Here is a 24,401-nt window from a genome sequence, read left to right as displayed (position 1 = left end):
CCGCACATCTGATGGATCGCGATCGACGACAAGCAGGGCCGGCTATCCGTTCTGCGATCAAATGGCCAGACGAGCGAGAGAAGCCCACACCAAGGTGTAACTGCATTACAAATGGCAAAGGCAGATCGACAAGAGTATAATTTGCGCGGCATCGGGCAGCGCCTTGTCCATAGCCCGGCATATGGTGCCAGGATGTTACAATTTTGACCGGACTGTCGACCATCCTGCTGATAGCCCCGTCGCCCGGACCGGATCATCCGGTGACGACGCCGGCAATAGCCCAGAATTTTATGCAACATTTCAAGCCGCGACGCCTGGCAGCGGCGCAATTTTCTCCAACCGAATTCAACTATTCGATCAGGGCGCACGCCGCCTGCTCGCATAAGGATATGACCGAATGAGCAACCAGCCACATATCAACCCGGACGGCACGTCGGACCCGAAATTGCCAATGAGCGTGTGCCTGGGCTTCGGCGTGGGCACGGTCGGCGTGTCGATCATGTTGAACGGTGTCACCACCTATTTCCCGGCGTTCATGACCACGGTATTGGGCAAGGATGCGGAAATCGCGGGCTATCTGCTGATGGCGTCAAAGCTATATGATGCCGTCGCCGATTTTGTCATTGGCTCGATGAGCGACAAGACACGGTCGAAATGGGGCAGACGCCGGCCCTATCTGCTCGCCGGCGCGCTCGTTTCGGCGCTGTCTTTTCTCGCCATCTTCTCGCCGCCGGCGATGGATGACGACTATATCTCGCTGTACATGTTTCTGGCACTGATCCTTTATTCGACCGGCTATTCGCTTTTCAATGTGCCTTATATGGCCATGCCGTCAGAGATGACGGGGTCAAAATACCAGCGCTCCCGACTATTGTCTTTCCGGACGCTCTTCGTGTCGCTCGGCCAGATCCTGGCCATGGCCGGAACAGCGGCCCTGATCTCCTGGGGAGGCGCCGATGCCAATGGTTATATGATCATGGGCTGGGTCATGGCGCTGGTTATTGGCTCCGCGATGTTCGCATCCTTTCTGGGGACGGCCAAGGCTCCGCATATCGAGGCATCAAAAGAACCGGAACCTGCAATCAGCTGGGACTCGCTGAAGCAGATTTATCGCAACAAGCCGTTCGTCGCGATTGTTGCAGCCAAGATATTCCAGTTCCTCGCCTTCGCCAGCCTCGCCACGACCGGCCTGCTGTTCAAGCTGAACGTCCTGTTGATCGGTTATACCGGGCAGATGCAGCTTGCGCTGGCGCAAAATATCGCCACCGCAGTGTCAATGCCCCTCTGGCTGTGGATGGAACGCCGGCTTGGCAAGCGCAATGCCTATATCATCGGGCTGTTGATGATGGCGATCGGCTCACTGAGCTGGCTGACGACCGACAGTTCGATTACCACCTGGGGGATTATCTGGCGCGGAGTCATCAGCGGCCTTGGTTCCGGCGGCATGATCCTGCTCTCGATTTCCATGTTCGTCGACAGCCTGGCCTATGACCGCGAAGTCACGGGATTGCGACGGGAAGGCCTGCTCTCCAGTGTGATCGCCATTATCGAGAAGACCACTTTCGCGCTCGGTGTGGCGGCGGTCGGTGCCTATCTGAGCTTTTCCAATTATCTGCCAACCACCGGTGGCGAGATTGTGGAACAGCCGGAATCCGCGGTCAACGCGCTGTATTTCTGCTTCACGATTCTGCCGGTGTTCTTCTTCGCCTGCAACGCGATATGCATCAGCTTCTACAAGATCGGCGGACGCTATCCGGATGTGAAGCGACCCTGAGTCGAACGGCAGCGGCTGTCGCTCTCGAGATGTTCTGGCCGGGCGTTCGCCGCTGAAAGGGCTACATCGCGTTGACAGGGAGTGAAACGACCATCCTGCTATGGCAGTGGTGTTGCACCCTGCCAGAGACGCGACCGGAGTCCGTCCGGAGACACGGGATGCCTAGCGGGTGACAGTCGGTTCGTCCTGCATGAACCTGCTGTAACTGCGCAGACAGGCCAGGCTCATGACGACGATAGCAGCCGGAATGACCGAATAGCAGAGAATCACGCCGTCGATTGCCGTCTGCGACTGGGCGATCGCGCCCCCCGTCGACGACACAAAGCCGAACAGCGACAGCACCGCGCCGCTGATGAGCGGACCGAGGGCAAAGGCCATTTTCTCGGAAGCGGACCACATTCCCGACAGGCTTCCCTCCTGGGGTGCCTGATCCGGTTGGCTGCCGTAGCTCAGCGTATCTGTGAACAGAGAAATCGCCATTAGGATGAAACCGGAATTGAAGACCCCTATCAGCACCGCGCGTACCATCACCAATATCACTTCGATGCGCATCGGTCCGATCAGGGGCACGGCCCAGCTGGAGTCGCCGAACCTGCCCAGAGCCAGCCAACTGAGCGTGACCAGTCCCCAGGCGATACAGGCGAAGACGAACACCGGCAATTTGCCATAACGTTTGGACTTGGCGAGCCAGACGGGTTGGCTGAGCAACGAACCAACGGTCATCGCGACCATGAACGGCCACAGCAGGGAAATGTCTCCGATCGAATAGATGAAGATCAGCCCAACCACCGAAAAGGAGCAGGAGGAGCCGATAGACTGGAAGAAATTGGTCATGTTTATCATCATGAATGGCTTGTTCCGCCAGGCCCGCCGCAACTGCTCGATCATCCCGACCTGCTCCTGCACCTTGCGTGGCGCGCGAAATCCCCAAAGGCTGAAGGCCGTCGTCAACATGGTCGAAGCACAGACCATGCCGAGCACAGCCCCCATCGCCATCCAGCCGTAACGACCGCCCCCGAACCATTCCGCCATCGGCTGTGCCACGCCGATCCCCAATATCAGGCCGATCATGGTGAATATCATGCGGTAAACAAGGATCTTGGTCCGCTCGTGCGTGTCGCTGGACAGCTCTCCGGCCAGCGCCAGATAGGGCACGGAGAAAGCGCTGAAACCGGTCTGCGCCAACAGGAAAGTGAGCGAGACAACGGCTGCTGCCAACCAGGGGGAACCGAAATCCGAGACCGTAAAGAGGGCGAAAAACCCTATGGAAGAGGCCACGGCACCCACCGCGAGCATCGGCGAACGGCCAAATCGGGATTCGAGCCGGTCAGAGAAGGAACCCACCAGTGGATCGCAAATGACCACCCAGAGTTTGGGTGCCATAATCGCCAGACCGGCGAGCCATGCCGGAATACCGAGCATGGTGATCATGAAGATGGGAAGGAGGACAGCGGGTGTATCGCGGAAAATCTGGGCGCCGAGCTGCCCGATACCATATTTTAGCATCACCCCCTGCGAGACCGGAGAGTCTGCCGATACGATCGATTCGGTCATCAGACCTCCAAATTATCCAGACTTTGTCGGTCTGCAGAGAGACTGGCACCGACGGAGCAGGGAGCCATGGTTTCCTGCTCCGTCGGTGCTGTCATTTGCTTATGTCTTTTCGGCCGAGCAGGCGTACCAGCTACCCAGCAAAGTCCGGCCTTCGGGATGCCCTTCCGTGAAGAAATCGCTACGATCGACTTTCAGTTCGGGCACACCCTTGCGGTAGCCGACCAGAACCTTGTCGCGTTCAAAGCCTGCTTTCTCAGCAACTTCTACCCAGTCGGTCCGGGCGAGAGAGGTCATGAACGGTTCGTTGTTATAGTGCGATTCAAAGTCGCAGCGCATCTGGTCCCACAGAGACAGATGCTCGTGCCGCGGTGGAACCTCGACATGGCACATGATCCCGCCGGGACGCAGCAGCCGGTGGCACTCGCGCATGATGGCGCGCATGCCCTTGGCAGATGTTTCATGGAACATCGCGGAGGATGTCACCAGATCAAAGCTTGCATCTTCAAAATTGGTGCATTCGGCATTCTGCTGGCTGAAATGGATCGGGACACCCATGGCTTCGGCCCTGGCATGACCATAGCGCAACATCGGCGCACCCAGATCAATCGCGTGGATTTCTGCATCCGGATAGGCACTGGCAATGGCAACCGTGCTCTGGCCGATCGAGCAGCCCAGATCGAGAATGCGCTTCGGCTGGAAATCCGGATAGAAATCCTTCATGTGACTGGCCAGCGTGTGCCCCCGGCCGTCATTTTTCCAGCCACCGTTCATGTTGCGCAAATAGGTCGAGGAGAAGCGATCATAGAGCGCACCGGCCCGGAAATCATCTTCAGCCGTATCAACCGTATAGCTGCCCGGCATCCGGTGATGGTCAAATTCGCCGATATAGCGCGGAATTTCAAGATCCGGGTCAAGTGTAAGACTACCGATGGGCGCCTTGCTATGCTGCTCTACCTTCTCTGCCAGTTCGTCATATTGGCGCGCGATGGAGCCGTCGATCGACCGCCAGATGCGATCCTGATAATGGAGCGACAGAGTGAGCCAATATTGGTGCAGCGGATGGGCCTCCAGTGGCTTGCGGACATGTGCGCTGCTGGTCGGCTTCTTGCTGGTCGCGGCCTCGACCTCGGGCACAATGACCTCGTCGAGCAGCCGGCGGTCGAGCGGATCGACATTGCGATTGGTCCATGCCCGCATTGCCAGGAAATGATCTTCCATAGCCTGCTCATCATGGGTCGCCTGCGGCATGATTTCATGGCCAAAATGGCTGTGATTTAGCTGTTTCTGCATTGGGTATTTCCTTTCGCCGATAATATCAGTCAGATGCCACTTCATTTACAACGCCGTCATAGGCCTTTTGCTCCGTCAGCGCGTCCGGAAGCAAACGTTCCAGCGCACTGCCCAGAACACGATCATATATGGCTTGCCGATAGCCTCCACGGTGCTGGTTCACGGCGGCATCGGGCGTAAAACGGTCGACATCTTCCGGACCGTGCAAGCCGGCAGCTTCCAGCATCCGTTCGTTCGCGTCAAGACGGTCTTTCAGAACCATCACCTCGCCCAGAAGCGACAGGACCATACCGGCCAGCGCGTCCTGCCTTTCGTCTTCAAAAACAATCGGCTGACTGCCCTTGGACCGGCTTGTGCGCTCCTGATTCTTGCGCTCAACCATTTTTATACTCCTTCAAATCGAATTGGAACAATGTGCCTGTGCGCGCGGCGATATCCTTCTTGTCCAGATCGGGACCGAAAGCTTCTTCGGTCACCGCATCCTTGGCTTTCAGATCATAGCCGGTCTGGCTCGAAAGCAGAACGATCATTTCGGTGTCAGGCTCAAGCGCAAAGGGAAATTCGTGCCAGGTTCCCAGATTGAGCTGGAAGCCCGCAGACCCGTCGAACAGAAACGCCTTCACGGCCGAAAGATCCGGCAAATCATCATCATTCGGTGGCGCCATGACCGCGACAAAGGGCTTGCCGCCAAGCGGAATGAAAGCCTGCGTATGCTGAAAATGCCGCTCCATATAACGGACTTCCCCGGGCCGACGGCCAAGATTGGCAAGCGACACCTCGACCGGATGCTCGCATTCGAATTTCACCGGATAGGACATCGCCACCGCGCCCTTGTAAAAGTCGACGGCGACCGGCTTCACGCCGCTAGCGCTACCGATAATTTGCCCGAAGGGCGCCAATGCTTCGGCGCTGGCCTCGAGCAGGGGCAGATGGATAGTTTTGTGATCATTCATATTTTTGTTCCCAGCATCCGCCGCAGCACATTATCTTTCAGGATAAAGTGATGCCGCAATGCTCCCAAGATGTGCAAGGTCAAGATTGCGCCCGCCACATAGGCCAGCCAGCGATGGGCGGAAGCAAGCGATGAATAGCTCAGTATTTGCGGCGCGTCATAAGGCACCGGTGGCACTATCCGCGGGATCATGCCGCCTGCACCGAAACCGTCATGACCAAAAAACCATATCTGGGTCGGTCCGAATCCCGGGACATCGGCCAGCGACGACAAGGCCGCCCAGCCGAGCAGCGGGATGACAAGCAGAAAGCCGTATAGCGCCCATTGGACAACGCGCGCGAGACGCAATTGCCAGCCAGCCATGGCCGTATCCGCAACCGGCGCAGGATGGGTCATCCGCCAGCCAAAGCGCACTATCACCAGCGCGATCAGAGACAGGCCCAGGGTCTGATGAATCTGGCTGGCCAGAATATGGATCCGGTAAACACCGGGATCCGGGTTACCATATGTATTCGCCATGACATAGCCGACCGGGACAAGCACCAGCAACGCGACGGCAGCAGTCCAGTGCAGCCATCTCGCAAAAGGCGTCCATGAATCGGGTTGTTCTTCGGAAATGGCCATGTCCCTGCGATCTGAGCTGGGATATAACCTGCCTCGCAAAAGCGCCGGATGCAGCAAGGCAGGACGACCTTGTCCGATCAACGGATAAACGGGCCGCAGCCAGCCTGACACCTCTCAGCCTGATGCCACAGCCGGCCTTGTCAGAAGCTGTAGGAAAGATTGAATCCTGCGGTACGAGGCGCGCCATATTGGCTTGTCCAGCCTACGCTCGTATTGAGCGCTTGCGTCCGGTAAAGCCGGTCGAAAATATTCTTGACCCATATCGAAGCCCGCCAGTGATCTGCGAAGGATAGCCCCACTTCACCATTGACAAGGACATAGCCGCCTTCGACCGCTTCCGCAGGATTGCGGACGACATCGAAACGCACGCGGCTTTGGTAATTGCCCGAAAGGGTGATGTCGGCATCAGTCCGATCGGAAAGCGCCCATTCATATTTTACCCGGCCGTTGAGCGTGAGACGGGGAGAATTGGGCAAATCGCTGCCCTCGGTAACGCCCGCCACCACTGATTTGGTGACCTCGGTATCGATCCAGCCTGCCCCGAAGCGGAGGTCCAGTCCCGCAGTCGGCCGCCACCGGGCGTCCGCTTCGATCCCGGTCACGCGGGCATCGCCGACATTGGCAATGCCAAACAATACACCGACCGGGGAATCGAACAGCGGTCCATAAAACTGGGCATCACTATAATCATAGTTGAAAATCGCGGCATTCAGTTGGAAGTTGGGAAAAAGTCGTGTCTTCAGGCCCAGCTCATATGCGGTAAGCTTTTCGTCGCCGAAGGGCTGGAGCACGGTTGGATCAAACGTAAGCTGGCCCTGGAAACCACCGGACTTGAAGCCCCTGCTGACGCTGGCGTAGATCAATGTGCGGTCCCCCGCCTGGTAGTTCAGACCGATTTTTCCCGAAACATTCGAGGTCGAATAATCATTGCTGACCGGCGCGAACAGATCCGAACAGGCTCCGGCGGTACAAAGAAAGGTCGTCGCCTGGTCAAATGTCTTGTCTTCCTCGGTATAGCGCAGTCCGCCGATCAGCGTCAGATTCGGCGCAAAGGTCCATTCTGCGTGCATGAAGGCCGCGTAGGCGTCGGTGCGCTGGCGATAGGTGTTGCCTATCGTGTCCAGTCCCGGAAGGCCGAAGAGCGGTAGCAGGTCGGGTGAGAAGAATGTATCACGCGTTTTCACCTTGTCGTGCGAGTAGAATATGCCGCCGATGAAATTCAAAGCATCGCCCTGATAGGCGAGCCGCATTTCCTGGGAATATTGATCAATATTGTTGTCATAGGTGGCATCCAGATAGGCGAGAGAGGTACCGTCGGTATCCTCGACGTGCAATCTCGTGAAATGTTCATAGGCGCTGATCGAGGTCAGCGTCACATCTGGGCTGACGGACCAGTTGGCAGTCAGGGACGTGCCAGTGGATTCCAGTTCCATATACGGGTCAACGCCGGCGCCCGACACCCGCGGCTGGCCGGCAAACGCGTCCTCTTCTGTGGTCAGGATATTGTCCGCCTTGTAGAGCGTGACATCGGAGCGGTCATAACCCTTGTGGACGTTCAGAAGCAGGTTGAAACTGTCGCTGGGATCCCACTGCAGTTGCAGCCGGCCATTCGTCCGATCCACTTTACCGATCCGGTTGCCGGTGACGTAATTGGTTTGCGGCCCGGATTCCTGCTGCACCGTCTGGAGGGCAAATCTGGCGGTCAGAGTGGATGTCAGGGCGCCTCCGATTGCGCCCTCCAGATGCCAGCTATCATAGGTTCCGTAACCGGCTTCGAGCATGATGTCGGTGGTGGCAGACGGCTTGCGGCTGATAATATTGACGGCACCGGCAGTGGTATTCCGGCCGTACAGGTCGCCCTGCGGCCCCTTAAGCACCTCGACGCGATCGACGTCAAAAAGCCCGAAGGACAGCATGGCGGGCGACACGAGATAGACGTTGTCGACATACATGCCCGCAGCGGGATTATTATTTGCCGCATAATCGTTCAGACCAATGCCCCGAATGCTGACATTGACGACGCTGTTGGCGAGAACATTCTTGATCTGCACATTGGGCGTAATCGCAGCCAGATCCACAACCGATTGGGTGCCGGCAGCCTTGAGATCACTTCCGGTCAGCACGTTGATCGTCACGCCAACATCATCTGCGCGCTGTTCGCGGCGCTGGGCGGTGACGACAATTTCGCCCAGCATATTGTCACTCTCGCCGGCTTCGGCCGGGTCGCCGGTGGTATTCTGGGCCAACGCTGGCGAGGCGCAAGCCAGCCCGGCAATCGCAATAGCGCTGCTGATACGGATGTCAGTCTTGGTCATGATATTATTCCCCCTGGATTTTGATTGACGGATAGCCTTTGAGATCTTTTGATCTCGGCTGGGCGTATGAGCGTTTGCTGTGGGTCAAACCGGCGCGAACGATTCCGGCGGCGACGCAGACGGTCGCGGGAATCGGGTCAATCACCGGCAGGTTATGATTCTTGGCCTCCAGTTCGGCGCTGATCGCCTCGGCGCATCCGAGAAAGCCCGTGCACCCGAGAACAATTGCGTGCGCCCCGTCTTCTTCAACCGCAGCCAGAGAAGCTTTGGCCAGTTCTCCCATCAGCCTCTCGGGCGCCGCTTCCAGTTCGAGCACAGGAATATTGATCACGCGCACCGAGACCAACTTCTCGTTGGTTCCATATATTTTGGCCAGATTCTCGATCATCGGTACGACCGAATCGAGCACTGTCACCACACTATATTTATGTCCCAGCATGGCGGCGAGGTGCATCGAGGTTTCCGAAGGGCCGAGAACCGGTATCGATACGACTTCGCGCGCCGCCTTCAAGCCGGGATCACCCATGCAGTCGATGATGATTGCATCCGCTCCCGAACGCTCGGCGGCAATTGCTTCCTCAACAATCCCCGGTACCGATAGCGCTTCGTCAAATTCGCATTCGATCGAAACCGGGCCACTGGCGATCAGCGATTGGGTGATGGACAGGTCGGCGCTGTTGAGCGCGGCAACATCGTCCAGCGTCCGGATACCTTCGGTCACGATCGGTGTAATAAGGTGGATACGCATCAGCTCAGATCCTTTATCAGCTCGGTTACGGGTATATATTGTTCGTCCAGTTCGAAGCATTGCGGCCCGACGACCGCAAGCGCGCGCGCGGTGGTGAGCAGCGGCGGCGCGCTGCACACGACAACGGCAACCCGCTGCCCGTAAGCCAGCCGTTCGGTTGGGATCGCATGGGCGGTTTCCAGATCGACGATCGTGACAAGGTCCGGAACCACGCAACGCAGCCGGCCGTCTACCGTGACCAGCAGATTTTCGTTCTGAAACTTCAATTCTGCCGTTTCCGTGCCGGTCATTGCCGAGATTGTGCAATTTCCGAATACCCATCCTCGGGTGGTATCGCGTTCCAGGCTGGAGATCTTTCCCTGAAACACGACCGCCGAATCCTTGTAATATTCATGTCCGCGCAGCGCCGCGACCAACCGGTCGAGCGGTGAGCGCGGATCAGAACTGCGCGTAATGGCTTCGCCAATGGCTATCGCCCCCGACAGCGTTTTCGCTATCGTCGCGCGCCGTGCCTCCTCCCCGGTCATCGGATAGCATGACATGCACACGCTCGCCCCCATCGCCGCCGCTACGGGGCGGGCTAGTTCCTCTGCCTTGAGCCCCGTTGTGGTTTGGTAGAGCACGCTGTTGCCATGCTCGTCGGCGATTGTCAGAGGCGCACAGGCCACGCCCTCGATATTGAAGCTGGTCATCTGCAGAGCCGGGAAGGCGCGGCCCATCCCGTCGCCGTCCACTATAGGCAGCCCGCGCATCGCTGCGTAAGCGACCGGCATCATCGAGTTGCAGCCCCCGATTTCGGCCGAGATTATCGCACTGGCTTGCCTGTCCAGGAACCGCTCAAGGGTAGTCACCGCCCGGTGCTGGTCTTCGATCGAGAACAGCTTTTCGATCATGACGGTAGGGGCACCCAGGGCTGCGGCAATGAAGATATTATCGTCGTCCTTGAGTTCTTCTGTCGAGATGACCCGGATTGGCCCATATTTGGCAATGGCCTCCCGGCAGAGCAATGAACCGAGATAGGGATCACCGCCGCCGCCGGTCCCGAGAAACGAAGAGCCGATCGCCAGATGTTCGATATTGTCGAGCGTAATTTCTGATACCATTTTCGTTACTCCGCCATAGCCAGATCACCGACTGCGCGGCAGACCACCCGCGTAGCGCCGCCCGGAAGATATTGCAGCGGTACGGATTCGATATTCACCACTTTCACGCTGTCCGGCTCTGCTCCGGCGCTGACCGCTTGTGCCTTGGCCTGCACCTCCGCATCCGCAAGCGCCGCAGTTCGCTCGTCCGGACCAGCGATATTGTAGATGCGGTCGACTTCCCCGCTGACCTGTCCAATGGCCGCACCGATTGCGTTGGCCACACCGGCATGTTCCGGATGCAGCATCTCGCTCACGCCATTCGGTGTCTTCGATACCAGAATGGAACCGCCGCCAACCAATATCATCGGGAGATCGCCCGGCATTGTTTTCATCCGGTCAATGGCATCATCGATCAGTTCGCTGATTGTCTCACTCGCCTGCGATACGAGGTCCGGCGAGAGTCTGGCGACCCGCTCCGGATCACCCAGAGATATTTGCCCGCCGGCAACCGCGATATCGCTGGCGGTCACTATATCCCCGCCAAAAACCAGCGCTTCGCTGAGCAAACGGTAGCCGACCGAATCCGGTCCGACGGTTACCGTGCCATCCGCTTCGCGGACGCGGCTTCCCCCGCCCAGACCAATGGACAGGATGTCCGGCATGCGGAAATTCGTGCGGACCCCGCCGACATCCACATGCACCGTGGACTGGCGCGGAAAACTGCCGACCAGCACCCCGACATCGGAAGTGGTACCGCCAATGTCGACAACAATGGCATCATCGGCACCGGTGAGCCAAGCCGCGCCGCGAATACTGTTGGTTGGCCCGGCGGCAAATGTCATCACCGGATAACGCTGCATATAATCAGCGCTCATCAATGTACCATCGTTCTGGCTGATATAAAAAGAAGCGGCGATCCCCTGCTGTTTCAAGGCACGGCCAAAGGCATCGGTAATCTGATCGGCGAGCGGACGGAGGCTGGCGTTCATGATCGCCGCATTTTCGCGTTCGAGCAAGCCAACCCGGCCGAGCTCGGACGACAGGGAGACCTCCATTTCCGGTGCCAGCTCTCTCACCAAGGCAGCAACACGATTTTCGTGGCCAGGATTCAACTGACTGAAAATGCAGGAGACGGCAATCTGGCCAATCCCCTTGGCCCGCGCATCCGCTACCGCTCGGGCTATCGCCGCTTCATCAAGCGGAGAAATTTCACGGCCATCAAATTCGAAGCCGCCGCGCACCATTGCGAATCCACCGCAGACCAGCGCCTTGAGATCCTCCGGCCACGAGGCAAAGGGCGGAATACCCCGTCCGGCGGGAAAGCCGATACGGATAGCGTATACCGGAACAAGTTTACGCCGCTGGATGAAGGCATTGGTAAAGTGGGTTGTGCCGATCATCACGGCCGTAACGGCATCCGGCTGGATGTCACATTCCGAGATCAGCGCGCCGATAGCCTCGGAGATACCGTTGCTGATGTCAGTGCTCGTCGGACGCTTGACCGCCCCCAGCACCTTTTTCCCCAAGAGCAGGACAGCATCAGTATTAGTGCCCCCGACGTCCACCCCAATCCGCATTGCAACCCTCCGTTGATGAACAGCGAGAATGATACGGCAACCTGATTTCCTCAACGCCGCTGGTTGGGAGGTCGGAGCTTCTACCCGATAGGTTTGGTTATTGGCGCACTGATAGAACCTACTAAAACGAGTAGGCTTACATTGTCAGCTCCAATTTGCGGGCGGCAGCGACGGCAGAAAGGCGGTCATGCACCCCCAGCTTCTTGAATATATTCTTGAGATGAAACCGGACGCCATGTTCCGAAAGATTGAGAAGCCGGGCGAGATGCTTGTCAGATCCGCCCGCGCTCAGCAACCTCAGCACCTCGAGTTCGCGTGCGGAGAGCCTGCCGCTGGCAACGCTCTGCCGGTCACCCAGCCGATTCAGCAGCATTTCGAGAAACCCCAGTTCAAGATCATTAAGGTCCGGATCATCGCGCAGCTTCTGCAGCGCCGGTGTCAGTCTGGCGCCGGCAATTTCCCGGAAAATCTGACGCATGCCTGTCGCAGCTCCAATTGCAATCGCGCTCCGCAGAGCGGTGCGGGCACCAATCTCGTCATTTTGCGCTTCAGCCATGACGGAGGCCACAAGCAAATAGCGCAATCGCGACCGTTCGAGGCCGCGGCTCGCTGCCAGGGCGATCGATTCGTCCAGCAGCGCTTGCGCTTGCTGGAATTTCCCGGAGAAGTAATCCGCATAGGCCCTTGCCAGGGAAAAGACCTCCTGCTCCTGCCAGCTGCTTGTCGGGCCAACAGCAGGGATTTCCCAGGCCAAATCGGAGATGAGTTCCGAATGGCCCTGCAAGCTGGCTTCGGCGCACACGCAAAAGCGGATCGCCATCAGCAGATCGGCCACCCGGGGCAATCCCTGCGCGCGCAATTTGCGCGCCTCGTCCTCGACGGCCTCGATCATCGCCCCGATCCCGTGGTCAACGACATTGACCCGTATCATTGTTTCGTAGGCGGCAAAATAAATGTCAAACCAGGCTTCGGCCTCCGGCATCCGATGGGCCGATTTCTTCAGCGAATTGCGGGCACTGGTCAAACGTCCCGACTCAAACTCAATGGATGCGCTCAAAGCCGCGAGGACCGTCTCTACCCCTACATCTTCCGCGAAATCCCGCTGCCAGCGAGACCGCGCCTCCGAAAGACAGGTCCTGGCATGTTTCAACTTTCCCTGCGCGAGATTGATCGACGCTTCGTGCATCAGAAGAAACATCAGATTATATTGCGAGGAAACCTTCCTTGCCTGCGCCCGCGCGTCGTTCAGATTTGCAACAGCCGCATCGAAGCGCGCGCGCTGGCTGTTCAATATGGCAGACAGGGTCGCGAGAAATGTGCGCATCGCGGCATCATCGCCTTGCTCGGTGATCAGGCTCCTGATCAACTCGAGATCCCCCGTGCGCTCGAATGAGCAGCCATAAACGAGCAGGGTGACACGGACGATTTCAAGATCCTTTATCAACCGGTGGCCGGGCCCCACTTTCCCGGCCAGAGATTCGAACAGTTCCTGTGCAGCATGGATCCGTCCGGCCTTCATATGAACGATACATTCAATCATTTGCAGCACTATCGAACCGGCAATATCCTCGGACCGGGAATTTTCGAGCAGCTCTTTGAGGACAGAAAATCCGTGAACGATCCAGATACGCAAGGCGCCGTGAGCATGGGCATAGTCACGAATTCGGCCGGTATCCTCTGCCATTCTCGCGAGCGTGGCCGCCTCGGCGAGCCGCCCCTTGGACGAGCATTGGTCGGCCATTGATACCAGCAGTCCGGCGCGCGCCTGTGCATCAAATATCTCGACCGCATCCCGCAGCCAGATTCGCAAGGCCCCCTGCAATTCAATGCGGTTCTCGCGACGGTCGACCAGTCCTTTGAACCGAAACGCGAGATCTGCGAGGATTCGGCCGTCATCCTGATGGCCTCTCACCGAGGTCAGGATGTCGAGATCCGGCACGTCCAGCAGGCTGGCATAGACAAGCGCGGATATTTCCGCTTCCGAGAACAGCGGCAGAACCTCCTCTGCGATAAATTCGCCAAGCCGACTTTCCCGCAGGATATCAAGATCGCTCCAGCTCTGGCAACCGTCCTGCAGACTGGCAGCCCAGGCACGCAGCAGCTCGCTTGCAACAGGCCAGTCGCCGACCAGTCCCCTCAGCCGCGAACGGACCGCCCGTCGTGGCACCGATTTGAGCATATCGGTGGTCACCTTGGTCCGCAGACGCAGAGCGCTCGCGTCGAGAATATCGATCGACTGCCTGCTGGCAATCCGCGCCAGAGCCAGATCGCCGGGCTGATTCAGCAGTATCAATATGCGCTGACCGGCATTAGCAAAGCTGGCCCGTTCCAGCGCCAGACCGAGATATTTTCTGTCTGTGAGGTGAACATCCTCGATGATCACCACCTGCCTCGACTCTGCGAGCAACGCATCGGCTGCGGCACGTGGGTCAGACCTATGCTCTATCTGATTGAATATTCGTAGCGGCGAGCTCCCGTCAAACACCATCCGGCTTGCCGCAGCACGCGCAAGGCGGCTTTTACCAAAGCCTGGCGGTGCACAAATCGCCACAATCGATCGCCCTGCCACGATGCGATCGACCAGCCCGTCCTGCTGCCCGTCTGTTGCCATTGGCGCCCCGGTCCTTGCCACTCTATCCATGCCGGATATTTGCTACTATCAAGTAGGTATCGAATGCAAGCAACGCGGCCGGATCACGCCCCCGCCTGATTATCCGGCTAGTGACCAGAACCGGCCCGGCCCGTGATCCATTGTCCAGAGCTTGGTACTTCTCGCGCTCATGTTCAGTTTGGGAGATCAGTGTGAACGATCAGTGGGGCAGGCCAGAATTCAATCACAGGCAAAGCTCGCGGCTGGTCGATTTTACGGCCGGGGCAATCGCAGGGTTCGGCGGAAAGCCAGACTGCACAACGCCGAAGGCTGTCCGCATCACCGGCAAAGTCTATGGTTTCCAGCCCGCCGAGTTGGTTCGCCTGCTTTTCGAATCTGCTGACGGCTGTATTCCTCTAAATAGTCGACAAACCAGGGTTGAGGGACAGATTGAAGGTGTTGCGGAATGAAACCGGTACAGAAATTCTATGCGCAATGTTCGGCCGGTCAGATGCATGGCCGACGCATCGAAGGCAATGGCAGCCCCATCGTGCTGCTGCACCGGACACCGGTGAACTCGTCGGGTTTCGAATTGCTAATGCAATTCCTTGCGCGCGAAAATTATGATGTGATTGCGCTGGACACGCCCGGTTTTGGCGAGTCATTCAAGCCCGAGGGGCATCCGACAGCTGCACAATATGGCCAGTGGTTTCTCGAAGCGCTGGAGGATCTTCGCGTGGATCTATTCGATCTGGTAGCCCATCACACCGGCACGCATTTCGCCTGCGAAATGGCCGCCGTGGCCCCGGAGCGTATAACCTCGCTTACATTATCCGGCATTCTCCTGGGCCCGGCGGAAGAGCGCCGGAAGATGCGCGCGGATATTGGTGATGCCGATCCCATAGATGCCAAAGGGGAGTATCTTGGCAAGACCTATCGGCTGATGGACAGCCTCTTCCTCGATCCTTCGCCGGAACTTGTACATCTCGAAACATTGGGTGCCCTCCAGTCGGGCCCTGCCCGCGATCAGGCCTTCGATGCGATTTTCAATCAGGATCTGGAGACGCTGCTCGATGATATCATGTCTGATGGACGCGTCAGGATTCAGGCGGTTCAAGCCGCTGATGATCCATTGACTCTCAATGGCATGCTGCAGCGTTTCCGAGAGCGATATCCGGCCATCCCCGTGCACATCATCGGCCCGGCCTTCCTCGCCACGCCAGAACGCCAGCCGGGAGCATTTGGCCGCGCCATTCTCAATTTTTGCAAAGATAGGAATCTTATGACCGAAAACCGCCGTTACACACTCAAGTCCCGCGATGGCGGTTACGATCTGGTCCGCTCGGACAGCGATATCCCTGCCCCCGGGCCAGGCGAAGTGCTCGTGAAAGTTCATGCGGTATCGCTGAACCGCCGTGACCTCGGCGTCCGGGATCTGTCTTATCCGGTCAATGGTGCGGATGATTTCCTGCCCCTGTCCGACGCTGCAGGAGAAATCGTCGCGATCGGCAGTGATGTGACCGACTGGGCCGTCGGCGACCGCGTTGCCTCTGCCTTCTTTCAAAACCATCCAGGCGGGCGGCTGACCCTGCCGGCTGTCATGTCGTCACTGGGCGCGGGCGGCCCGGGCGTGTTTGCCGATTTCATCATTCTGCAGGCTGGCGGCATTGTTCCCATTACGGATGGCTGGTCCTATGCCGAAGCCGCCTGCCTGCCTTGCGCCGGGGTTACCGCTTGGTCGGCCCTGAAGACGCTGGGTCAGTTGCAAGAGGGAGATACCGTCCTGATCCTGGGTACAGGCGGTGTCGCTCTGTTCGCCTTGCAGATTGCCGTCGCATCCGGTGCCAAGGTGATCATGCTGTCCTCCAGCGAAGAAAAAATCGCCACGGTCAAGAAGATGGGGGCGCAGGAATGCATCAATTACCGCGAGGTACCCGACTGGACAGAAGCCGTGCGCGACCTGACCAAGGGAGCGGGAGTTGATCATGTCGTTGAACTGGGCGGTGCCGGCACATTGTCGATGTCGGTCGGTGCGCTGGGACTGAACGGACATCTTGCCTTGATCGGCGCTCTTGACGGCTTTGGTGGCGAACTGGACACGCTCCCCCTGATCTTTGCTGCCTTGCGGGTCAGCGCTGTCATGGTAGGCAGCCGTGCCGACCATGCGGCCCTGTCTGAATTCATGGCAGAGCACGATCTCAAGCCGGTTATCGATAGCGAGTTTGAATTCTCCGAGGCTGAAAAAGCCTATAGCGCTGCAAACAATGGCGCATTTGGCAAAATTGTCATTCATATGCGCGAGCGGACATGATCCGGCGGTTGCATTCGCGCTGCTGATAGCGATCGGCGATCCAGTAGATGGCTCGCCATGCCGGTCACGTGTTCCGGCGTTCGCCTCCATCCGGAAGCCCGGCTCATGCGGTCACGCCGCTGATTGGGGCCATCCTGTCGTTCGGCGACTCAGCCGCGAAGGAATTTTCTCGCCAGACGGTCAGGAGCCATGGAGCAGTTGAGGATATGGGCTGGGTGCCCTCTTTTCTAACCCCTAGACCAGCGCGTGATGAAGGACAGGAATAGATTATGCAGAGAACATGGCTTGTAACCGGTACAAATCGGGGCATCGGTCTTGAATATGTGCGTCAGATAGCTGCGAGTGGCGACAAGGTTATCGCGACGGCACGCAAACCGGCCGAGGCTGACGAGCTCAACACCGTGAAATCCCAGTTTCCCGACGCTGTCGAAGTGCAAGAACTGGACACGGGTGATGCGCAATCCATTGCCGCCTTTGCTGACCGCCTGGACGGCAGACCAATTGATATTCTGGTCAACAATGCCGGTCTTTACGGCGGCAGCTGGTCTACCGATTCCGAGCGCCAGACCCCGCTCATGATGGATTACGATCTCTGGGAAGAGATCATGAAGGTCAATGTGATGGGACCTTTCCGCCTGATTGTTGCGCTATTGCCAAATCTTGTGGCCAGCGATCGCAAACTGGTGGTCAACATGTCATCGGATCTCGGATCGATTACCAATAATAAACATGGACAAAGCCATGCCTATCGTTCCAGCAAGGCCGCTTTGAACATGATTACGCGTGGCCTTGCGATCGATCTGGCAGAACAAGACGTGTCCGTCATTTCCATGGCACCTGGCTGGACCAAAACGGACCTGGGTGGCGACGGGGCTCAGTGGGAAACACCGGACAGCGTCACAAGGCAGATCAAGGTCATTCAGGCCGCCACACCGGATCAAAGCGGCGGCTTTCTCAATCTGCTTGGCGAGGAAGTGGCCTGGTAGGTGCGACCGGTTCCCGAGGCACCGGGATTCTCCATGCCCGATGGAGGCCAATTTCGCAGCGCCCGATGCCAAATAGCCTGACGCCAAGCCAGGATATGTTCCGGCAAACCGGCAATATCATGATCTAATACAAGGGCGTCTCCACGAGATAGCGGATTGTCTTGCGATATATATCCGTCGACTGCGCAAGCACCGCTCGGCGCCACTCCGGATCGGGGGGGATGAAACTGTCTACCGCCTGACGTTGCAGGGCCCGGCGCTCGCTATCCTTGATAGGGCCGGCATCACTTCTCAGAAAGCGGTCAATGAGCAATGCCTTGAACATCGTGTCGACATCGAAAGTCCCCCATTCGATGACCGCTCCCAGGATTTTTTTATCCTTCCCGTCGCGCAATGCCTTTTCCGCAGCAGAAATGACCAGACCGCTGTGCGAAATGGAAACGCCTTCTCCGTAAATATCATCGGGATTGACATGGGACGGGCCCCAGCAGTCCACCGCACTGGAAAATGCCGACTTTTGTCCCGCTGGGTTCACGATGATGAAGGGTTCACCAAAGTCTCCGATGCCGGTGTGCCAGTCGATGACAACGACCGATTGTGCCCTGCCCCGGAAATCGTCCAATAGGCGCAGCAGGCTCTTGTAAGACCAGCTCGCTTCCCGTCCGCCGTAGCTCAGCCCATCCGGGAATTCATATTGGCCCGCCGCAAAGCCCTCTAAACCCTGTGCAGCGCCCCATTCGTCACAATAGACATGAAAGTTGGCAAGCGCTTTTTCAAAAGCATTTTCCGAAGCGCCATATCGGGTCAGCAACGGATGCAACGCTTGGTAATTCTTGTTATGGGCGGGGCGGATGGAGTGATCGAAACAATTGCGATTCACATCGACATTATTCTCGTCTCCCCTCGTAGAATGCGCCCAGCCGTAAGGATTGACCGCGTGCACCAGCACCACAGAGACATCATCCGGCAACGTGGCCGGTCCGCCATTTTCGATCCAGTAGAGAAAGGTCGCCGCACCTGCTGCCGCTTCCAGCCCATGGGTGCCGCATAGGAAAATGCCGAGACGCCTGGCCCCTTCCGGCCCGAACCGCGCCACATCCGTGGCCAGCTCTTCCTGATCGGGTCCGAACTGGTCGGGGTGAACATAGCTTTTCACCTGCGCGCCGGCCTTGTTGCAAGCGGCAATAAAGCGGGCGCGCGCGTCCTTGTAGCTTGATGAGAAGCAGCGACCGACAGCGAGGTCGTCTGGCTGGTGGGGCATTATAATGTTCCTTTAAATCGAGCTGTTCGCAAAATTCAGGCCGTCTGGTCAGCCTGAAGATTCGAGAAAGTCCTGCAGGAGCAGGTTGAACCGCCCCGGATCATGCAGGAAGGGCGCGTGCGAGCAACCGGGAAGCACTTGGACTTCATCCTTCCAGAGATTGCCCCAGTCGGCCTTCTCGACAAAATCGACCCTGGCCAGTGCATCGTCCTGTCCCATCACGCAGGCGATCGGTCCCTGCCAGTTGGCAATGACGGATAATTGGTCATGGCCGCTTGTTCCTTCGGCCCAGTGCGTTCCCATGGTTTCCCGGGCACGGCCATCGGTGCGGATGGCCGCCGTCGCAAAACATTCGGGGACAGGATCGAGAGACCCCACGGCATCCTGCACGAAATCAACAAGATCCTGATCTGTCGCCTCCGCTCCCATCGCCGGCGATTCGAGCGCCCGGGCCTGGAAGGCTTCGGCAAAATCACGCGTACCCGGCCCGACCGGCGGTGTGCCGACCAGCATGATCCCGGCGATCGCCGTCCCCCGGCCAGCCAGTTCAAGAGCAATATTGCCACCCAGCGACCAGCCCAGAATGACGGGATTGGCAATCTCCAGGTCCGCCAGCAATTGCAGCACAAGATCGGCATAGCCGGGAATTGTATATTGGCGGGCCGGATCGACCGCGTCGGAAGACCCCCCATGACCCGGCAGGTCTATCGCAAGAAGCGACCATTCGCCGTCCGAGAAACCGTCAAACTGGCGATAGAACACCTCCTTGCACATGGAATTTCCATGCAGAAATATCAGATAGCGCGGTCCCCGGCGCACTTCCCAGTAGCGCAGGGAAACCCCGTCGATCGTCGCTCCGCGCTCCTCCCCGACCCGCCTCAGGGCAGAGGCCTGCTGCGAGACCTCTCTATGACCTGATGCGTTCATTCATCCTGCTCCACCGCTATCACCGGAAATCATAGACGATACGAAAACCGAACCGGCGCGGCGGTTGGGTGATCGAGAAAGGTCGCGGATCTGCAAAGAAGAACGCATTGAACACCCGCGTTTCGATGAATTCGTCCGTCACATTGTCAACAAACAGATCGAGCCGGAAATTTTCATGTTCAAGCGACGCCGTCAGGTCAAGCACCTCGTAGGAATTGACCGGAAACTGAAGATCAACATCCACACCGCTTCCCGAAAGAATATCGCCGACGTGGCGAAAATTGGCGCCCAGCGTCAGGTCACCAAAATCGCCGATCGGAATGGTCGCCCGGCCATATAGTTCGGCGGTCCATTCGGGCACGAAAGGAAAACGCTCTCCGGACCGGTCCGCCCCCACGGTATCGAGGTAGGAGCGATATGTTGCGTCGGTATAGCCGACGTTTCCGCCCAGGGTGATCCAGGGCGACGGCCGGATCGCCATATCAAGTTCAAAGCCTTCCGATCGACTGCTGCCGGCATTGCCGACCGAAGCCACCGGCAGATTCGGATCGCCATTGAGAAAGACGATGGTCGAAAGCTGCTGATCGGAAAGGTCGATGCGGAACAGGGCAAAATTGAAGTCCAGAATACCGCCAAGAGACGATCCTTTCAGACCGATTTCGTAATTGTCCGAGGTTTCGGGCCCGAAGGATATATTGGTCGTGGCGCTGGCCGGGGCGAGCGGGAATCCCCCCGCCTTAAAGCCGCGAGCATAGCGCGCATAGGCAGCCAGATTGTCGGTAAGATTGGCCCTTACGGAAACGGTCGGCGAGATATTGGAATCGGTCAACGACCCGCTTCCCGTTTCGCTGATCGCTACGATGCCGGGCAGGGCAAAATCCAGAACCACATCGGAATCAACGGACTCGCGAGCATAGCGCAGGCCACCTCCGATTTCGAGCCAGTCGACCGGCCGCCATTGCAGATCAGCGAAAAGCGCAAAGCCGTCGCGCGTCAAATCCTGGCGCTGGGCATCGACCGTCAATCCTCCGGGAAAGGCATCAATGTCCAGCAGCTGGACCGATCTGTCGGTCAGCGAGTCTTCGCGAAAGGCATAAGCGCCGACCAGCCAGCTCAGCCTGTCTCCAAATCCGCCGTCGAGACGAACTTCCTGCGAAAAGAGCGTCTGTTCGCTCTGGATATCCTGCAGGTTCGGGCCACGCTCCGGCGAACCGTCGAAATCAAACGGCAGTTCGGTGGAAATGTCGCGGAAAGCGCTGATCAGCGTCAGGGCGACATCGCCAAAATCATTCTCGATCGTCAGCGCGCCACCGATATTCTCGGTTGTTCCGTCAATCTGAAAATCGCTGCGCACGATATAGTCTTCGCTGCCGCGCGGAACGCCGGGATAGCCATCGAGGCCGCTTTTGCGCGACCCGTCAATCGCCAGATTGATGTCCAGACCGTTGTCGGGATTGTAGCGCAAGGCCAGACGGCCGGAATATCTGTCGCTGGCATTGGCCGAGACCGTACGGCCCTGTCCGTTGGCCCCCGCGGCATTGGCCACCACATTGTTGCGAAGATAGCCGTTGGTTGTGGAGACATCCGCCGCAAACGAACCAAAGAAATTGTCCGATATCTGACCAGACAGCGCAGCCTGCGCGCGCGCCGATTCAAACTCGTCGAAGGTCAGCGCCAGCCGTCCGCGCGTCTCTTCGTCCGGGCGACGAAGCACGATGTTCAAAGCGCCCCCTTGGGTATTGCGCCCGAACAAGGTGCCTTGAGGGCCGCGCAAGACTTCCACCCGCTCCACATCCATGAAGCCGATGTCGAAAGACAGGGATGGCACGAAGGCTCCATCGACAAAGGTTCCGACGGCCGGCACTCCGGCGCCTTGCGCGCCGACCCCGCGGATCGCGATATTGAGAAAATCATTGCCCGGTGAAAGCACATTGGAACTGAGCGACAGATTGGGTGTACGCCCGACAAGATTCTCGACATTGTCGACCCGGTCGCGCTCCAGCGATTCGGCAGAGTAGACCTGTACGGATAGCGGAGCATCGATCGCGCGCTCTTCGCGCTTGCGTGCCGTTACCACGATTGTGTTGGACGAATCTTCTGCAACGCCGTTCGCCGCTTGCGCGCGCACCTCGGCGCTCGTTGCGGCAAGCGCCAGGGCACCTGTGGTCAAAAGCAATCCCAATTTCATGACTTCCCCCTATTCCGATCAAATGGGCCCGAAGGAAACAAATGATCTTATTGAAGCTATGTTAATTTAATTAACATTGGATTGTTATCGCGATTAACATTAGGATGTCAAGTCCTGACAATCGCTCATCGCTTTTTGGGCCTTCGTAGATAGAGCTTCACCATGGATCGCCATCCCAAAAAACCTGACAAACCTCTGAAAAAAATGCGTTACCATCATGGTGACTTGCGCAATGCCATCATTGATTCGGTGGCCAGATTGATCGAGGAAAAGCGGAGCCTGGCCTTCCACCTCAAGGAAGTCGCCAAGCTGGTCGGCACATCCCAGCCCGCCATTTACCGGCATTTCGAAAACAAGGACGCTCTGTTGGTCGAAACCGCAGTACGCGGTTACCAGCTGCAAAGAGAATTGCGGGAGCATGCCATCAAGACGACCGGCGGCACGGCATTGGCCGACATTCTGGCCATTCTGGAAGCCTATACGCTCTTTTCGATAACGCGATCCGGCTATTTCCTGCTGATCAAGAATCTCGAAACCAATGAAATATTGGCATCTTCAACCTATCTCGAAGAGCGTAGCCGTTCCATCAAGCGCATCACCGATCTGCTGCAGGATTGCATTGCCAATGGCCTTCTGGCGGAAACCGACCTCGAAATTGCCCACACTGTGCTGCAGTCGTCGGCCTATGGATTAGCGCATCTGTATATAACCGGCCAGGTCGAATTGATTACGCGTCCCGATGTTGACCATTCTGTCTTATCAACGCGTATCTTCACTCTCAGCCTTGGCAGCCTGTTGTCCGAAAAGGGCAAAGCGGAATTTGCGAAAGTCATCAAGAATCGTAACCCCATGGATTTTGCGAAACTGGCTGACGGCAAGATATTGTCAGACATCGAACATGAAGTCCGCTCGCGATGAAAGGCACGATCCCGCTCGACGGCCGCCATTGGCCCGAACGGGAATTGGACCGATAACGAAGCCTTCGCCACTCCGCCGTCCGCGCCCCGGTTCGGGCGCTTACCGGCAGAGTGGTCTGTCAAAAGCCCCGGCAGTGTATCAACGGTCACCACCCAAATCGTAGAAGAATTCGTTGGTATAGTCATATTTGGCAACGGTCAGACCGAGACCTATACCGCCGAACAGACCAAATGCCATCTTGCCATCGAAGGTCTGGCGACCAAGTACTCCCAGTTTTGCGAGCGCGGCGATTGCATATACGCCAGAAGTTCCGCTTTCGGTGACATAGTCACCCGACGGTACACCAGGCTTGCCGAGTCCAACGAATATATCTCCGCCTACACCCAGATCGAAGCCGCTGTCGTAATCCGTATCATTCTTGTACCAGCGCGAGAATCCGGCTTTGCTGTGCAGCGGAATGGCATATCCCAATGTAAAGTCGCGCCCTTTGCTGCCTGCCGCTGCACCGGCCGATACCTCGAAAAACAGACGATATTTATCAGCGACGGAAACTTCTTCATCATCATCTACCGGAGGTCCGACATCCGGCGGATTGGCCTGGTCCGACCCATAGCTCATGCGTCTCGCGCTCTGGCTGCTCTCGCCCAGCACGGTATCCGCAACATCTTCGAGCTTCTGCACGCTGATATTGCATTCCCGCAAGATCGTGTTTGTAGACATGGCAGACTGTTTCTGCATCGCCGCAATCATTCGGGCCTTGATTTTGGGACTGTTGACGCAGCGACGGAGGCGAGCGAGTTCATTGTCCTTGTCAAGCGAGGCGAAACGTGAGGCCATGGCCCTCGTCTGGTCCAGAATGTCTCCGGACTTTGGGGCTTCACAACGCCCCTTGCCCGGCAGAACGCCCGGCTTGTAAAGCAAACCCGCATCGCACCATTTTTTGGAACTGAGGCTCCAGCAGCTTTTCTGGCCGATCCCGCCGCAGTTGGGCGTTGGATCCCCGCCGGTATCGCGCACGCGTTCGGCAACCTTGATGCATTTGCCCCGCCGGCCCAATCCGCCCGGTATATATTGCAGACCGGCATTGCACCATTTCTTCGGATTTGCGCTCCAACAGCTATTCTGGTTCACTCCGCCACATTTCGCTTTTGCCGCCAGCATGACCCTTTGGGGCTGGGTCTGTGCACTAGCCACCTGTGGCTGAACGGCTCCGATAGCGAGCAGGGCAAGCGACAATGCCGGGGTGATAATCCGAAAAATATTCATCTTGTTTCTCCTTTGCGCCATCGGGCGCTCATCAC

The 24,401-nt window shown here is 57.8% G+C and carries 19 protein-coding genes; 5 read left to right on the top strand and 14 right to left on the bottom strand.

The genetic code is table 11. The features are described from left to right. The first annotated feature begins 203 nt into the window (after positions 1-203). Together SPHFLASMR4Y_RS12710 and SPHFLASMR4Y_RS12705 are read left to right on the top strand one after the other, a co-directional pair. Complete coding sequence (locus SPHFLASMR4Y_RS12710; protein ID WP_089133877.1) at positions 204-401, top strand: hypothetical protein; 198 nt, start codon at positions 204-206, stop codon at positions 399-401. Continuing rightward, complete coding sequence (locus SPHFLASMR4Y_RS12705; protein ID WP_089133876.1) at positions 398-1,774, top strand: MFS transporter; 1,377 nt, start codon at positions 398-400, stop codon at positions 1,772-1,774. The genes SPHFLASMR4Y_RS12710 and SPHFLASMR4Y_RS12705 overlap by 4 nt, the downstream gene beginning before the upstream one ends. Before the next feature lie 162 nt (positions 1,775-1,936). Here the strand turns inward: SPHFLASMR4Y_RS12705 and SPHFLASMR4Y_RS12700 are convergent, their stop codons facing one another. From SPHFLASMR4Y_RS12700 to SPHFLASMR4Y_RS12655, 10 genes are all read right to left on the bottom strand, one after another. Further along, the gene (locus SPHFLASMR4Y_RS12700; RefSeq protein WP_089133875.1) at positions 1,937-3,328 is read right to left on the bottom strand and encodes an MFS transporter; all 1,392 of its coding nucleotides are present in this window, start codon (positions 3,326-3,328) and stop codon (positions 1,937-1,939) included. Between the two features lie 99 nt (positions 3,329-3,427). Beyond that, entirely contained in the window at positions 3,428-4,618 is a 1,191-nt protein-coding gene (locus SPHFLASMR4Y_RS12695; protein WP_089133874.1) for a class I SAM-dependent methyltransferase, read from the bottom strand. Between the two features lie 25 nt (positions 4,619-4,643). Next, entirely contained in the window at positions 4,644-5,000 is a 357-nt protein-coding gene (locus SPHFLASMR4Y_RS12690) for a hypothetical protein (protein WP_089133873.1), read from the bottom strand. Next, positions 4,993-5,571 carry an ureidoglycolate lyase gene (locus tag SPHFLASMR4Y_RS12685; RefSeq protein WP_089133872.1) on the bottom strand — a complete coding sequence of 193 codons (579 nt, stop codon included), beginning with the start codon at positions 5,569-5,571 and terminating at the stop codon, positions 4,993-4,995. Before SPHFLASMR4Y_RS12685 ends, SPHFLASMR4Y_RS12690 begins: the two co-directional genes overlap by 8 nt. After that, on the bottom strand, positions 5,568-6,194 hold the full coding sequence (locus SPHFLASMR4Y_RS12680; protein WP_089133871.1) for a cytochrome b: 627 nt from the start codon (positions 6,192-6,194) through the stop codon (positions 5,568-5,570). Before SPHFLASMR4Y_RS12680 ends, SPHFLASMR4Y_RS12685 begins: the two co-directional genes overlap by 4 nt. Before the next feature lie 140 nt (positions 6,195-6,334). Further along, positions 6,335-8,509: a TonB-dependent receptor gene (locus SPHFLASMR4Y_RS12675; RefSeq protein WP_089133870.1), complete on the bottom strand. Its 2,175-nt coding sequence runs from the start codon at positions 8,507-8,509 to the stop codon at positions 6,335-6,337. Positions 8,510-8,513: 4 nt separating this feature from the next. Next, on the bottom strand, positions 8,514-9,257 hold the full coding sequence (locus SPHFLASMR4Y_RS12670) for an aspartate/glutamate racemase family protein (RefSeq protein ID WP_089133869.1): 744 nt from the start codon (positions 9,255-9,257) through the stop codon (positions 8,514-8,516). Continuing rightward, a complete protein-coding gene (locus SPHFLASMR4Y_RS12665; RefSeq protein ID WP_089133868.1) occupies positions 9,257-10,360 on the bottom strand; it encodes a DUF917 domain-containing protein in 1,104 nt (367 codons plus the stop codon). The genes SPHFLASMR4Y_RS12670 and SPHFLASMR4Y_RS12665 overlap by 1 nt, the downstream gene beginning before the upstream one ends. A 5-nt stretch (positions 10,361-10,365) precedes the next feature. Continuing rightward, a complete protein-coding gene (locus SPHFLASMR4Y_RS12660) occupies positions 10,366-11,919 on the bottom strand; it encodes a hydantoinase/oxoprolinase N-terminal domain-containing protein (RefSeq protein WP_089133867.1) in 1,554 nt (517 codons plus the stop codon). 136 nt (positions 11,920-12,055) lie between these two features. Beyond that, complete coding sequence (locus tag SPHFLASMR4Y_RS12655) at positions 12,056-14,530, bottom strand: LuxR C-terminal-related transcriptional regulator (protein ID WP_186265937.1); 2,475 nt, start codon at positions 14,528-14,530, stop codon at positions 12,056-12,058. 445 nt (positions 14,531-14,975) lie between these two features. On the opposite strand from SPHFLASMR4Y_RS12655, the gene SPHFLASMR4Y_RS12645 reads away from it, so the two are divergent. Further along, entirely contained in the window at positions 14,976-16,820 is a 1,845-nt protein-coding gene (locus SPHFLASMR4Y_RS12645) for an alpha/beta fold hydrolase (RefSeq protein ID WP_089133864.1), read from the top strand. A gap of 269 nt (positions 16,821-17,089) precedes the next feature. Then, positions 17,090-17,806: an SDR family oxidoreductase gene (locus tag SPHFLASMR4Y_RS12640; protein WP_089133863.1), complete on the top strand. Its 717-nt coding sequence runs from the start codon at positions 17,090-17,092 to the stop codon at positions 17,804-17,806. Between the two features lie 124 nt (positions 17,807-17,930). Here the strand turns inward: SPHFLASMR4Y_RS12640 and SPHFLASMR4Y_RS12635 are convergent, their stop codons facing one another. The 3 genes from SPHFLASMR4Y_RS12635 to SPHFLASMR4Y_RS12625 are packed head-to-tail and all read right to left on the bottom strand — an operon-like array spanning position 17,931 to position 22,182. Beyond that, entirely contained in the window at positions 17,931-19,067 is a 1,137-nt protein-coding gene (locus SPHFLASMR4Y_RS12635) for a DUF2817 domain-containing protein (protein WP_089133862.1), read from the bottom strand. Positions 19,068-19,115: 48 nt separating this feature from the next. Then, entirely contained in the window at positions 19,116-19,994 is an 879-nt protein-coding gene (locus SPHFLASMR4Y_RS12630) for an alpha/beta fold hydrolase (protein ID WP_089133861.1), read from the bottom strand. 19 nt (positions 19,995-20,013) lie between these two features. Beyond that, a complete protein-coding gene (locus SPHFLASMR4Y_RS12625) occupies positions 20,014-22,182 on the bottom strand; it encodes a TonB-dependent receptor (RefSeq protein ID WP_089133860.1) in 2,169 nt (722 codons plus the stop codon). A 204-nt stretch (positions 22,183-22,386) separates the two neighbouring features. Here SPHFLASMR4Y_RS12625 and SPHFLASMR4Y_RS12620 point away from each other — a divergent pair, with 204 nt between their 5' ends. Beyond that, a complete protein-coding gene (locus SPHFLASMR4Y_RS12620) occupies positions 22,387-23,100 on the top strand; it encodes a TetR/AcrR family transcriptional regulator (protein ID WP_186265936.1) in 714 nt (237 codons plus the stop codon). A gap of 138 nt (positions 23,101-23,238) precedes the next feature. On the opposite strand, the gene SPHFLASMR4Y_RS12615 is transcribed toward SPHFLASMR4Y_RS12620, so the two are convergent. Beyond that, positions 23,239-24,366, bottom strand: coding sequence for a hypothetical protein (locus tag SPHFLASMR4Y_RS12615; RefSeq protein WP_089133858.1), 1,128 nt, complete (start codon positions 24,364-24,366; stop codon positions 23,239-23,241). Positions 24,367-24,401: the final 35 nt, after the last annotated feature.

The organism is Sphingorhabdus sp. SMR4y (assembly GCF_002218195.1).
GTDB lineage: Bacteria > Pseudomonadota > Alphaproteobacteria > Sphingomonadales > Sphingomonadaceae > Parasphingorhabdus.
Note: the sequence above shows the minus strand (reverse complement) of the source record. Positions and strands in the feature narration are given on the sequence as shown.

Coding starts and splice junctions, on each gene's coding strand:
- SPHFLASMR4Y_RS12645 (WP_089133864.1), top strand. CDS start 14,976: ATGAAACCGGTACAGAAATTCTATGCGCAATGTTCGGCCGGTCAGATG.
- SPHFLASMR4Y_RS12675 (WP_089133870.1), bottom strand. CDS start 8,509: ATGACCAAGACTGACATCCGTATCAGCAGCGCTATTGCGATTGCCGGG.
- SPHFLASMR4Y_RS12690 (WP_089133873.1), bottom strand. CDS start 5,000: ATGGTTGAGCGCAAGAATCAGGAGCGCACAAGCCGGTCCAAGGGCAGT.
- SPHFLASMR4Y_RS12685 (WP_089133872.1), bottom strand. CDS start 5,571: ATGAATGATCACAAAACTATCCATCTGCCCCTGCTCGAGGCCAGCGCC.
- SPHFLASMR4Y_RS12680 (WP_089133871.1), bottom strand. CDS start 6,194: ATGGCCATTTCCGAAGAACAACCCGATTCATGGACGCCTTTTGCGAGA.
- SPHFLASMR4Y_RS12670 (WP_089133869.1), bottom strand. CDS start 9,257: ATGCGTATCCACCTTATTACACCGATCGTGACCGAAGGTATCCGGACG.
- SPHFLASMR4Y_RS12625 (WP_089133860.1), bottom strand. CDS start 22,182: ATGAAATTGGGATTGCTTTTGACCACAGGTGCCCTGGCGCTTGCCGCA.
- SPHFLASMR4Y_RS12700 (WP_089133875.1), bottom strand. CDS start 3,328: ATGACCGAATCGATCGTATCGGCAGACTCTCCGGTCTCGCAGGGGGTG.
- SPHFLASMR4Y_RS12695 (WP_089133874.1), bottom strand. CDS start 4,618: ATGCAGAAACAGCTAAATCACAGCCATTTTGGCCATGAAATCATGCCG.
- SPHFLASMR4Y_RS12630 (WP_089133861.1), bottom strand. CDS start 19,994: ATGAACGCATCAGGTCATAGAGAGGTCTCGCAGCAGGCCTCTGCCCTG.
- SPHFLASMR4Y_RS12665 (WP_089133868.1), bottom strand. CDS start 10,360: ATGGTATCAGAAATTACGCTCGACAATATCGAACATCTGGCGATCGGC.
- SPHFLASMR4Y_RS12705 (WP_089133876.1), top strand. CDS start 398: ATGAGCAACCAGCCACATATCAACCCGGACGGCACGTCGGACCCGAAA.
- SPHFLASMR4Y_RS12615 (WP_089133858.1), bottom strand. CDS start 24,366: ATGAATATTTTTCGGATTATCACCCCGGCATTGTCGCTTGCCCTGCTC.
- SPHFLASMR4Y_RS12655 (WP_186265937.1), bottom strand. CDS start 14,530: ATGGCAACAGACGGGCAGCAGGACGGGCTGGTCGATCGCATCGTGGCA.
- SPHFLASMR4Y_RS12620 (WP_186265936.1), top strand. CDS start 22,387: ATGCGTTACCATCATGGTGACTTGCGCAATGCCATCATTGATTCGGTG.
- SPHFLASMR4Y_RS12640 (WP_089133863.1), top strand. CDS start 17,090: ATGCAGAGAACATGGCTTGTAACCGGTACAAATCGGGGCATCGGTCTT.
- SPHFLASMR4Y_RS12635 (WP_089133862.1), bottom strand. CDS start 19,067: ATGCCCCACCAGCCAGACGACCTCGCTGTCGGTCGCTGCTTCTCATCA.
- SPHFLASMR4Y_RS12660 (WP_089133867.1), bottom strand. CDS start 11,919: ATGCGGATTGGGGTGGACGTCGGGGGCACTAATACTGATGCTGTCCTG.